The following is an 11,882-nucleotide window of genomic DNA, read 5'->3' on the forward strand; positions in this document are numbered from 1 at the left end:
CTTTTATTACAGACACAAAAAATGCGAGCTAAGCTCGCATTTTTTATATTCGGCGTTTAATTATGCAACAGTTACAATTTTCATTGTGTTAGTTGCGCCCACAGTTTCCATTGAGTCACCGTGAGTAATAATTACTGTATCGCCAGGCTGTAAAGACCCTTGAGAAACTAAAGTATCAAGCGCAGCTTTTACCATACCGTCTTTTTCAGTTTTTGTAGAATCAAAAAATACTGGGTAAACACCACGATAAAGTGCTGTTTGACCTAATGTACTCGCATGACGTGAAAGCGAGTAGATTGGTAAGCCTGAGCTGATACGCGACATTAATTTCGCTGTACTACCAGATTCAGTAAGTGTGATAATTGCTTTAACAGAATCTAAGTGATTAGCTGCATACATAGCAGAAAGCGCAATTGATTCAGCATTGTTAGAAAAGCGACTATCTAAACGGTGCTTAGAAACGTGCGTTTCTTTTTGCGATTCAGCACCTAAACAAACGCGTGCCATAGTCGCAACTGTTTCTTCAGGATAATCACCAGCAGCTGTTTCAGCTGAAAGCATTACAGCATCTGTTCCATCAAGAACAGCATTTGCAACATCCATAACTTCTGCACGTGTAGGCATAGGGTTATCGATCATCGATTCCATCATTTGCGTTGCTGTTACTACAGTACGGTTTAATGAACGAGCACGACGAATAATTAGTTTTTGCTTGCCCATAAGAGCAGCATCGCCAATTTCAACACCTAAATCACCACGAGCAACCATTACTGCGTCAGACGCTAAAATGATGTCATCAACAGCTTCTTGGGTTTCAACGGCTTCAGCACGTTCAATTTTAGCAAGTAACTGTGCTTTTGAACCAGCAGCTTCAGCAAGTGAGCGTACGTAGCGCATATCGTCGCCACTACGTGGGAATGATACGGCAATGTAATCTACGTCAATTTCAGCGGCAGTTATTAAATCTTCTTTGTCTTTTTCAGTAAATGCTGGAGCAGTTAAGCCACCACCTAAACGGTTAATACCTTTATTGTTAGATAAAACACCGCCAACAGTGACTGTACAATGCACTAAATGCCCAGCTACTTCATCAACACTTAATTGAATAAGGCCGTCATTTAGAAGTAGTAAATCGTTAGGGCTTACATCGTTAGGTAATTCTTTATAATCGATACCTACAGAGTTTATGTCGCCTTCGCCTTTTTCCATTTTTGCATCAAGGGTAAATTTTGCACCCACAGCAAGCGTTACTTTACCTTCTTTAAAAGTAGAAACGCGGATTTTAGGGCCTTGAAGGTCAGCAAGGATAGCAATATGCTTGCCTAATCTTTTTGCAATATCGCGTACAGCTTGTGCACGGTCTTTATGATCTTGGGCAACACCATGTGAGAAGTTTAAACGTACTACATTAGCCCCAGCGATAATAATTTTTTCTAAGTTGTTATCTCTATCGGTAGCAGGTCCAAGGGTAGCGACTATTTTCGTGCGTCTTAGCATCAATTTCTCCTGTTTGCTTGGTGAAAGCATGTTGACGTTATTTTGTTGACTTAAAATATCTATATTAGAATAAAATATTTTAGTTATGTGCAAACTTCAAAGGTTTGCCACTATTTTATACAAAACTATTGTGTCATCATTATGACACCGGTGTCAGAATGCGTCAATGATCTTAATTTCAATTAGCTTTGCTTTTAGTCACCCCGAGACCATTGATGTTTGATATAATTACGTAGCTTATTTATCTGTAATAAAAAAGCATGTTGTATTGACTCATAATTAGTATTTTATGACTGCATGAGTATAATGCACGCGGTATTATTTAATTTATACACTGAATTTTCTAACCAAATAGTTGTTACCGAGGAGGACACTAGATGCAAGTTGCATTAGTAGGGTTAGGCGTTATGGGAAAAAATCTTGCCCTAAACTTGATTGAAAAAGGGATAACGCTAGTCGCTTATGACAAAAACCCACATGCGGGTGAAGAGTTACTAAGTTGTGCTAAATCTCAAGGCATGGCTGATAGGCTTCACATTGTCTCTGATTTAAGAGACATGGTAAGGCGTTTAGAGGCACCTCGTTCTATTTTATTACTTGTTCCTGCTGGTGAGTTAGTTGATACAGTTTGTAATGAACTTGTAGAGGCCGGCGTTAACTGTGACGATATGATTGTCGATTGCGGTAATAGTAATTATAAAGACGGTATAACGCGTAAACTTAAATACCAAAATAAATTTGAATTTGCCACTATGGGAATTTCTGGCGGTGCAGAAGGCGCTCGCCATGGTCCTGCAATGATGGCAAGTGGTTCTGAGGGTGGTTGGGAACGTATTGAGCCATGGTTTGAAAAAGTAGCTGCTAGCTATAATGGCGACTCGTGTTTTGCACGTGTTGGTCAATCAGCAAGTGGTCATTTTGTAAAAATGGTTCACAACGGTATTGAATACGCACTTATGCAACTTATTGCAGAAGTGTACCAATTACTTCGTTTAGGCACTAATCGTTCTCCAAAAGAAGTGGCTGAGATATTTAATGACTGGTCAGAAGGTCAATTAAATAGCTATTTACTGTCTATTTCTAGCCACATATTGTCACTTGAAAATCATAATAATGTACCGCTTGCGGACTTAATTGATAATAAAGTTGGCGCTAAAGGTACTGGTCTTTGGACTGCGCAAAATGCACTAGAACTTGGTATTGCAGTTCCTTCACTTGTTGCTGCTGTACAAGCTCGTCATTTAACTAATGCATGTAATACAACGGCTGCACAAGAGATGACGTATGCATCTAAATCAACTAACAATGTTGAAATTGATTTAGAAGAGCTAAAAGAAGCGTTCTTACTTGCAAGCTTACTAGCGTATCGCCAAGGTTTAGCGTTAATTAAAGGTGCATCACGTACTCATCAGTGGAAAGTTGATTTATCTAAAACGCTTCAAACGTGGCGTGCTGGTTGTATTATTCGTGCTGACTACCTTGATAGCGTTGCACAAGGTGTTGAATTTATTGATACCCTTGAGAAAGAGTCTAACTCTTTGCGCAAAATTACCGGACAAGCAATAATGACTGGTTTAGCATTCCCTGTATTGGGTGCTACACAAACGTATTTAGCAACATTAACCACACCGAGTAATGGGCATTTAGTTCAAGCCCAGCGTGATTACTTTGGTGAGCACGGCGTTAAAACCCATAGCGGTGAAACATGCCATTTAACTGACTTAGTAGATATCGACGCTAAAGTTAGGTAATAAACAGTTGTTTAAAACGATAAAGGCACGCTATTTAGCGTGCCTTTTGTATTTTAGGCGCGGTGAGATTTAACGGCTTAATTCACCACGTAAATTGTCTTGCATTAAATGACGAATCGTCTCTACTTCTAGCTTTTGGCTAAATAAATAATGTAATTTAGTTAAACACGCTTCAAGGGTCATATCGTATCCACTAATAACACCAATATTTAACAGTGCATTACCCGTTGCATAGCCGCCCATATTTACATGGCCTTTTAAGCACTGGGTTAAATTAACAATAACGACGCCACGTTTACTTGCTTCTTCAAGTATTGATAAAAAGTTAGGATCTTGCGGTGCATTACCTACACCAAAACTAAGCAACACCAAGGCTTTAATATTGCCGTTAACTAAGCTTTTAACCACTTCTTGACTAATACCAGGGTATAAATAAAGCACACCAATGGGTTGAGGTGTAATAGGGGTAACTTGCAGCTCATTTTCAACATAAGGACTAAGTTGGCCTTTAATAAGTTGAATACTAATACCCGATAACGCTAAGGGATCAAGATTAGGCGACGCAAATGCATTAAATCCATCGGCGTGGGCTTTAGTTGCTCTGTTACCTCTAAACAGTTGGTTATTAAAAAATAGACTTACTTCTGCAATTGGATAATTTGCCGCTAAATACATTGCATTCAGAAGGTTTACTTGACCATCTGAGCGTAATTGAGAAAGCGGAATTTGTGAGCCAGTTACAATCACAGGTTTAGTTAGGTTTTCGAACATAAACGATAGTGCTGAGGCTGTATACGCCATTGTATCGGTGCCATGAAGCACAACAAAACCATCATAATCTTGGTATTTATCTTTAATGTCATCAGCAATAAGTTGCCAATGCTCAGGAGACATATCTGAAGAATCTATAAGAGGGCAGTATTCGTGAATATCAAACAAAGGCATTTCATCACGGTTAAACTCTGCGTTGTTCACTACGGTTTCTGTTAAAAAACCTTCAGCAGGAATATAACCTCGACTCGATTTTTTCATACCTATAGTACCGCCAGTATAAGCGATATAAATGCGTTTACGTTTCATAAAAAAAGCCCAGTAAAAAAACTGGGCTTAGTATAACGTTAAGTAACTTTAAATACAGCTGATTAGGTAAAGCTATGCACTTTTATTGTGCAACATTACACACTAAACAACGTGCATATACACCTTGTGGATCGTTGTAATCTTTAAGGTTTTCAACTTCAGTACTTAATTGGTTAATAACGCTTTGCAAGTTAGCTTGCGTTGCTAACACAGATGTTTTTTGTGTTTGTAAACCAAGCATCGATTTAATAGACGCGTTACCAAAAATATTTTGAATCATTTTTTCTTGCGAGCTTAAATCTTGTTTAATGGTTTTAACTTCATAGTGATTAAGTTTTGCAAGTGCTGCAGCTGCTTTTATAGCATCTTGTTTATCACCAAGTTTGTCTACTAAACCTAGTTCAAGTGCTTGAGATGCAATCCATACGCGGCCTTGGGCAATTTTATCAACTTGCTCAGGCGTCATATTACGGGCATCAGCGACAACGTTTAAAAAGCGACCGTATGCTTCTTCAACGCTCATCTGAATTACTTGACCCATTTTTTCGTTTAGGGGACGAGTGATAGAAAAACCAGCCATTTCGGTTGTTGCAACGCCATCTGAATAAACACCAATTTTAGATAAGGTTTTTTCAAATGTCATAAACGTACCAAACACACCAATCGACCCTGTAATAGTACTCGGTGCTGCCCAGATTTCGTTTGCAGCAGAGGCAATCCAATAACCACCTGATGCAGCTACAGAGCTCATAGAGGCAATAACAGGCTTACCAGCAGCTTTAAGCGCTAATACTTCTGCACGAATAACTTCAGAGGCAAACATACTACCGCCACCTGAATCAATGCGCAGTACAACCGCTTTAACTTTGTCATCAAGGCGTGCTTTACGAAGTAGGGCTGCTGTAGAGTCGCCACCAATTTCGCCAGCTTTACGCTCACCATCCACAATTGTACCTTTAGCAACTACAACGGCGACTTTTTCGGTAATAGGGTTATCAAATTCAATCGGTGGTTTAACCAAGCTTAAGTATTCACGAAATGAAACTTGCTTAAATGTTTTGCCATCTTCTTGTGCGCCAACTAAATCAATTAATTGTTTGCGAACTTGTTGATTTGTTTTTAAAGAATCAACCCACTGGTGGTCAAGTGCATATTTACCTGCATCGCCATCTGCAGCTTTCATTTTTTCAAGATATACGTCCATTGTCTCGTCGAAATTTGACTCATCAAAGGGGCGAACCGCAGCAACATCTTGTTTGTATTCACTCCAAAGAGCGCCCAACCAAACACGGTTAGCTTCTTTGGCTGCTTCAGACATGTCGTTCCGAATGAAAGGTTCTACTGCTGACTTAAATGTACCAACACGGAAAATATGCTGCGTTACTTCAAGCTTTTCAAGTGCGTCTTTAAAGTAAAGCGGATACATGCCGTAACCTTCAATACCTACGCTACCGTATGGGTGCATAGCTATTTCATCAGCATGTGATGCAATATAGTATTGTGCTTGGGTATAGTAATAACCCGATGCAATCACTTTTTTGCCAGCTTGTTTAAATGCATCAATAGCATTGGTAATTTGCTTAAGTTTGTTTAAATGTGCTTTAGGCATTTCTTGTAAATCAAGCAGCATCACCGTAATGCGATCGTCTTTAGTCGCTTCGTTTATTACTTCAACAATATCGTCGAGTAATATTTCGCTTGGCGCTTCAGAACCAGAAGTTGCATCACTAATTGCAGCTTCGACCGGATCTATGTATGTTTTTTCTTCAACAATAGGGCCATTTAGGTTAAGCCTAAGCACAGAGCCATTTTCAACTATTATTTTATCGTCGTCACTTGAGAGTGACACTAAGAAAACAATTACCAGTAATAAAAACAGAATGTTGAGTATTAAACGACGAGAAAAGTTAATTCCAGCCCAAATACCTTTAAATACCTTTGCTATCAAAATAGCTCCTTAATTTGGTACAGTTAATACATTAGTTCCATCTTAGCCTAGAATAAAAATAAATTTAACTGCTAAATCGTAACGAAGTGTTTATGAGGTGCTATTAATACATGTTTTTATGGCTTTTTTTAATTAAATGAAGGCACATATTGCTTATTACTTGCCATTAAAGCAGAATTAGCTAATGTATACAGGTTAGACCAGTTGACGGGGCACAAGATGTTAGAACAACAATTACAACTAAAACACACACAATTACGTAACCGCTTAGTGATGGGCTCAATGCATACAGGCCTTGAAGAGGGATGGCATAATCGCAAACGCTTACGTGCATTTTATGAAGCACGTGCAAAAGGCGGTACCGCAATGTTAATTACGGGCGGATACAGCCCTAATTTACGTGGCAAATTAACACCTATTTCATCTTCATTTAATAGTTATTACGATGTATTTAAGCACCGCGCTTACACAGATGCTGTGCATAAACACGGCGGAAAAATTTGTTTGCAATTATTACACGCTGGACGTTATGCGTACCATCCATTCAATCAAGCACCAAGTGCAATAAAAGCACCTATTAATCCTTATAAACCTAAAGCGATGTCGCTTGGCTCGATTAAAAAAACGATTAAAGACTTTGCGCACTCTGCCTATATGGCTGAAAAAGCTGGCTACGATGGCGTTGAAGTTATGGGTTCTGAAGGGTATTTGATTAATGAGTTTATGGCGCCGCACACCAATAAACGTGAAGATGAATTTGGTGGCAGCCTAGAAAATAGAATGCGACTTGCGCTTGAAATAGTTAAAGCTGTAAGAGCAAAAGTATCTGAGCAATTCTTAATCATTTTTAGATTGTCGGTTATTGATTTAATCCCAAACGGTTCAACACCAGAGGAAGTTGTCATACAAGCTACCGAGCTTGAAAAAGCGGGTGTTGATATATTTAACACAGGTATTGGTTGGCACGAAGCGCGTGTACCGACTATTGCGAGTATGGTGCCGCCAGGTGCATTTAAAGAAGCATCAAAACGTTTAAAAGACGTGGTGAGCGTGCCAGTTATTGCTGTTAACCGAATTAATACTCCAGAAATAGCTAACGATATTTTAAATGCAGGCGAGGCTGATTTAATTTCGATGGCAAGGCCGCTACTTGCCGATCCAGAGTTTTTTAATAAATACGCAAATAATCAATCTAAGCAAATTAATATTTGTATTGGCTGTAACCAAGGTTGTTTAGACCATGTATTTAAAAATAAACGTGCTACGTGTTTAGTTAATCCACAAGCCGCATTTGAGCTAGATTACCCGTTAGAACAAGCAACCAAAGCTAAAAATGTATTAGTAGTTGGTGCGGGTCCTGCGGGTTTATCGGCAAGTTGTTACTTGGCTCAAAAAGGGCATAAGGTCACGTTAATCGATCAAAAATCGCAAATGGGTGGTCAGTTTAATTTAGCCATGCAAATACCGGGCAAAGAAGACTTTAATCATACCCTTACTTACTTTACTAATGAACTTGAGCGGTTAAAAGTAACTGTAGAGCTTGGTAAAGCTTATGACGATTCAATGCTTAAAAACTATGACGATATCGTATTTGCAACTGGCGTTCGCCCCCGTGAAGCATCAATTAAGTGTAGCGATGATAAGCGTGTGTTTGCTTATGACGAAGTTATACGCGGCGAAGTAGAGCTGGGTAAATCAATCGCTATTTTAGGGGCCGGTGGTATAGGTTTTGATATGGTTGCGTTTTTAAGTGAGCATAAATCGCAAACTATTAGCGAGTTTAAATCGCAATGGGGCATTGAGTGTGAACCTCAACCGCATAAAGATGAACGTCAATTATATATGTTAAAACGCAGTGCGGGGCGTTTTGGTAGTGAGCTTGGTAAAACAACCGGTTGGATACATCGTCAAGTTGCTAAGCAGCATGGCGTTAAACAAATCGCTGATTGCCAATACCAAAGCTTTGATAAAAATGGGCTAACTATTAATGTTGCTGGTGAAACTAAAGTACTGCCAGTAGACACGGTTATTGCCTGTATTGGTCAGGTTTCTAATAATGAAGTGCTAAAAAATCAGAGCGAAAATGCACAAGTACATGTAATTGGTGGCGCTAAATTAGCAGCAGCTATTGATGCAAAACGCGCTATTTTTGAAGCCCTACAAGTAGCAAGAAGTATTTAACATTTGTAAGTAAATTGAATTAGTTTATCAATTCATGCGGTCTTTGTTGTTTATAGTCTATAACTTAATAAACATTGAACACACAGGATACGCATGAATAAACTAATCAATATTTATAATATAGCATTGAGTAAATTATCATTTTTAGATGGTTTACCCGCTTTACTATTTCGCCTGATTTTAGCCCCAGTAATGATTATAGCGGGTTATAATAAACTCTCTATAAGCGGTGAAACAGAAGGCTTTTTTGATAATTTTCTAGCATCGCCTGATGTGGTTCAGTGGTTTGGTAATAGTGAATGGGGTTTAGGATTACCGTTTCCAGACTTACTGGCCTTTTTAGCTGGTTGGAGTGAGTTTTTAGGTGGTTGGTTTTTATTATTTGGCCTTTTAACTCGCTTGGTCAGTATCCCACTTATGTTCACAATGGTCGTCGCTGCAACCTCAGTGCATTGGCATAATGGTTGGTTTGCAATTGCGCCAACTAATCCAGAAACAAGTGCAGCGCAAGTACTCGACTGGTTATCAATTCCCGGTGCTAAAGAAAGCCTCGAAAATTCATTAGAAGTACAAGATCGAATAGGAAAAATCCGTGGCTTAGTTGAAGAACACGGTTTTCCTGATTATCTCTACGAAAAAGGCAAACCATCTATTTTAAATAATGGTATAGAGTTTTCTGCAATATATTTTGCGATGCTCCTTAGCTTATTTTTTATGGGAGGAGGTCGCTTTGTTAGCATCGACTTCTGGTTAAAGCGAAATATTGTAAAAGAATAACGTATTTAATCTGTTTTACTAACGGCCGCATAGTTGACCCTTTGCGGTCGTTTTACATTTTAATTTCTCGGTATTTATTTTTTAAGGTTTTAAATGTTACTCTAGCGTTTTGAATTTTGAGGAATCGTTATGAACGCTATCGAGCTTTTACTTACCCGCCAATCAGACTCTAAACTAACAGAGCCGGGCCCTACGCCTGAGCAGCTCGACATAATTAAGCAAGCAGCATTACGTGTTCCTGATCATGGCTGTATTTCCCCGTGGCAGTTTATAATTGCCGAAGGTGAAGCGCGTCATAAACTGGGTGACATTTATCATCAAAGTGCAGTGGCAGAGCAACAAGAAGAAAAAGTAATTAACCGTGCTAAAGAGCTTCCCCTTCGTGCGCCTATGATTGTAATAGCAATTGCTAAATATCAAGAACACCCAAAAGTTCCTCGTATTGAACAAGTACAAAGCGCAGGGTGCAGTGTGCTTGCAATGCAACAAGCTGCATTTGCCCAAGGGTTAGGCGGTATTTGGCGCACAGGCTACTTTGCACAAAGTAGCGCGGTTAAAAAAGCGCTTAACTTACATGAGCAAGATGAAATAGTAGGGTATTTATATATAGGTACACCGGAAGTGGACTGTAAAAAGTCGCCTCGCCATAAGCCTGAGCATTATTTTAGTAATTTGTGAAATAGTATGAACTTTGCGCAACTTACATAGTCATAATTCATTAAGGTTACAAAGAGTATTATTTAAAAGTTAATGACTTGGCTGTGAGAAGCGCTTGGAAGCACAATAGTTAATAAATCTTCTTCAGTTTGTTTTTTAATCGGTTGTTTTTTGATACATTATGGAAAGTCTTAATAAAAATAACGATAAAGAAGACGAAAACTATGGGAAATTTATTTTTACAAGAAAAAGAGAATTGGCTAGCATGGTCAATTTGGGGAATCATTGGTGCTTTTGTAACACTGTATGTTGCAATGAACACAAATGCATCGCACTTTATAGCAGGCTCTGCGATCGGTATGCTGGTGTTGCTCACTGTTTGGATGCAACAGACCAAGCGTTTTGATTTTGGCCGTGCATTTAAAATATGCTGCTATGTTTTACTACTTAGCATACTACCTGCTTTTATGTTTGTGGTTGTGCCAAGCGATGATTTAAATCGATTTGATTTAATTTTTCAAAGCGTAACATTCACAGCACTGAGTTTATTAGCATGCTTAATTTGTTCTTGGATTGCGCGCAGACCAAAACAATATTATTAAACGAATAAATTTGTAGCTTTTTTAGCGTAACAAAAGAGTAAAGTGATTTGTTTTTAATCGATTAACTAATATTTACGATTAATTTATATTTAGCACTTTACAAGTAACACGTTTAACCATATCATTCGCGCCGTGCGGAGAGATGGCAGAGTGGTCGAATGCACCGGTCTTGAAAACCGGCATGGGTTTATAGCCCATCTAGGGTTCAAATCCCTATCTCTCCACCATTATTTAAAAAAACCGCCTTATGGGCGGTTTTTTGCTTTGTGGAGTTTAGTAAGTGACAAAAGCAACAAACCTTTCAACCTCGCAGAAATTAATAAAACATCTTTTATTATGGACTGTGTTTGGTTACTGCTATCAAAGTGCTATTAGCTTATTAGTAAAAATGGCTATAGATGCTCAACCAGAGTATCCATTAATTACCGCTTTAATTTATGGTGTTGGTTTTAATGTTTTAGCTGCCCATCTTATTACCAAATACGATAAGCATTGGCCAGTTATTGGCTCTGTTTTTATTGGTTGTATAGGGCTGCTTGTAGTGCCATTTTTACTGTTTGGCGAATCAGGATTACTAACAATGCCTCTACTTGCTGGAATTTTATTCAGTTTACCGCTTTGTAGTTATATTGTTGGTCTAATTAAGGTAAAACTCCATAAAAACTAGGCACAAACGGGGTTTATTTTGTGATAGCATAGTCGCGTCTTTTAACTAACAAAACGTGAAAAACACATTATGTCAGATAATTTTACTACAGATGCTGAAAAAGCAAGTTACGGTATTGGCTTACAAATGGGTGAGCAACTTAAGTCTAATCCTTTCGAAGGCTTAAACCTAAATTCAGTGTTTGAAGGCATGAAAGATGCGTACGTAGAGAGCGCATTTCAAGTTGAGATCCCAGAGATCCAAGCTGCATTCGAAAAAATTAACGAAGAGATTCAAGCTCGTCGTGAAGAAGAATCAAAAGTACTTTCTGCTGAAGGTATTGCATTCTTAGAAGAAAACGCAAAACGTCCTGAAATCACAGTAACTGATTCTGGTCTTCAATATGAAGTACTAGCAACTGGCGAAGGCGAAAAGCCGACTGCTGAGTCTACAGTACGTGTTGATTACCACGGTACATTAGTAAACGGTACTGTTTTTGATAGCTCATACGAGCGCGGTCAACCTGCTGAATTCCCAGTTGGTGGCGTAATCAAAGGTTGGACTGAAGCATTACAAATGATGCCTGTAGGTACTAAATGGCGTATTTACGTTCCTCATGAGCTTGCTTATGGTGAACGTGGCGCAGGTGCTGCAATTGCACCTTTCTCAACGCTTGTATTTGACGTTGAGTTACACGAAATCATTTCTTAATATAAATATTAAGTAATAATTTAAAAAGCCGC

Annotated in this window: 10 protein-coding genes and 1 tRNA gene; 8 read left to right on the forward strand and 3 right to left on the reverse strand. The window is 38.7% G+C overall.

Annotation, left to right across the window (positions count from 1 at the left end; genetic code table 11):
- Nucleotides 1-60: 60 nt before the first annotated feature.
- A complete protein-coding gene (gene pyk / locus I6F54_RS02870; protein WP_197139592.1) occupies nt 61-1,497 on the reverse strand; it encodes a pyruvate kinase in 1,437 nt (478 codons plus the stop codon).
- A 377-nt stretch (nt 1,498-1,874) separates the two neighbouring features.
- On the opposite strand from pyk, the gene gndA reads away from it, so the two are divergent.
- Nucleotides 1,875-3,248 (forward strand): NADP-dependent phosphogluconate dehydrogenase, encoded by a 1,374-nt coding sequence (gene gndA / locus I6F54_RS02875; RefSeq protein ID WP_010554474.1) that lies wholly within the window; start codon nt 1,875-1,877, stop codon nt 3,246-3,248.
- 69 nt (nt 3,249-3,317) lie between these two features.
- On the opposite strand, the gene ansA is transcribed toward gndA, so the two are convergent.
- On the reverse strand, nt 3,318-4,328 hold the full coding sequence (gene ansA, locus I6F54_RS02880; RefSeq protein ID WP_007582693.1) for an asparaginase: 1,011 nt from the start codon (nt 4,326-4,328) through the stop codon (nt 3,318-3,320).
- Between the two features lie 82 nt (nt 4,329-4,410).
- On the reverse strand, nt 4,411-6,276 hold the full coding sequence (gene sppA / locus I6F54_RS02885; RefSeq protein ID WP_024590136.1) for a signal peptide peptidase SppA: 1,866 nt from the start codon (nt 6,274-6,276) through the stop codon (nt 4,411-4,413).
- A 219-nt stretch (nt 6,277-6,495) separates the two neighbouring features.
- Here sppA and I6F54_RS02890 point away from each other — a divergent pair, with 219 nt between their 5' ends.
- The 7 genes from I6F54_RS02890 (at nt 6,496) to I6F54_RS02920 (ending at nt 11,850) form a co-directional block, all read left to right on the forward strand.
- Nucleotides 6,496-8,457, forward strand: a complete 1,962-nt coding sequence (locus tag I6F54_RS02890; RefSeq protein ID WP_197139594.1) for an oxidoreductase — start codon at nt 6,496-6,498, stop codon at nt 8,455-8,457.
- Between the two features lie 93 nt (nt 8,458-8,550).
- Complete coding sequence (locus I6F54_RS02895) at nt 8,551-9,234, forward strand: HvfX family Cu-binding RiPP maturation protein (RefSeq protein ID WP_197139596.1); 684 nt, start codon at nt 8,551-8,553, stop codon at nt 9,232-9,234.
- 129 nt (nt 9,235-9,363) lie between these two features.
- The gene (locus tag I6F54_RS02900; RefSeq protein ID WP_197139598.1) at nt 9,364-9,912 is read left to right on the forward strand and encodes an NAD(P)H nitroreductase; all 549 of its coding nucleotides are present in this window, start codon (nt 9,364-9,366) and stop codon (nt 9,910-9,912) included.
- A 203-nt stretch (nt 9,913-10,115) separates the two neighbouring features.
- The gene (locus I6F54_RS02905) at nt 10,116-10,493 is read left to right on the forward strand and encodes a hypothetical protein (RefSeq protein WP_197139600.1); all 378 of its coding nucleotides are present in this window, start codon (nt 10,116-10,118) and stop codon (nt 10,491-10,493) included.
- A 136-nt stretch (nt 10,494-10,629) separates the two neighbouring features.
- A tRNA-Ser gene (locus tag I6F54_RS02910) sits at nt 10,630-10,720 on the forward strand.
- A 53-nt stretch (nt 10,721-10,773) separates the two neighbouring features.
- Nucleotides 10,774-11,160, forward strand: coding sequence for a hypothetical protein (locus tag I6F54_RS02915; RefSeq protein WP_197139602.1), 387 nt, complete (start codon nt 10,774-10,776; stop codon nt 11,158-11,160).
- Between the two features lie 69 nt (nt 11,161-11,229).
- Nucleotides 11,230-11,850 carry an FKBP-type peptidyl-prolyl cis-trans isomerase gene (locus I6F54_RS02920; RefSeq protein ID WP_197139604.1) on the forward strand — a complete coding sequence of 207 codons (621 nt, stop codon included), beginning with the start codon at nt 11,230-11,232 and terminating at the stop codon, nt 11,848-11,850.
- The last annotated feature ends 32 nt before the right edge of the window (nt 11,851-11,882 follow it).

This window comes from Pseudoalteromonas sp. SWXJZ10B (assembly GCF_015864475.1).
In the GTDB taxonomy this organism is placed as follows: Bacteria; Pseudomonadota; Gammaproteobacteria; order Enterobacterales; family Alteromonadaceae; genus Pseudoalteromonas; species Pseudoalteromonas arctica.

Excerpts from the sequence above, each read along its gene's own strand:
- pyk (WP_197139592.1), bottom strand. The coding sequence starts at position 1,497 with ATGCTAAGACGCACGAAAATAGTCGCTACCCTTGGACCTGCTACCGAT.
- gndA (WP_010554474.1), top strand. The coding sequence starts at position 1,875 with ATGCAAGTTGCATTAGTAGGGTTAGGCGTTATGGGAAAAAATCTTGCC.
- ansA (WP_007582693.1), bottom strand. The coding sequence starts at position 4,328 with ATGAAACGTAAACGCATTTATATCGCTTATACTGGCGGTACTATAGGT.
- I6F54_RS02890 (WP_197139594.1), top strand. The coding sequence starts at position 6,496 with ATGTTAGAACAACAATTACAACTAAAACACACACAATTACGTAACCGC.
- I6F54_RS02895 (WP_197139596.1), top strand. The coding sequence starts at position 8,551 with ATGAATAAACTAATCAATATTTATAATATAGCATTGAGTAAATTATCA.
- I6F54_RS02900 (WP_197139598.1), top strand. The coding sequence starts at position 9,364 with ATGAACGCTATCGAGCTTTTACTTACCCGCCAATCAGACTCTAAACTA.
- I6F54_RS02905 (WP_197139600.1), top strand. The coding sequence starts at position 10,116 with ATGGGAAATTTATTTTTACAAGAAAAAGAGAATTGGCTAGCATGGTCA.
- I6F54_RS02920 (WP_197139604.1), top strand. The coding sequence starts at position 11,230 with ATGTCAGATAATTTTACTACAGATGCTGAAAAAGCAAGTTACGGTATT.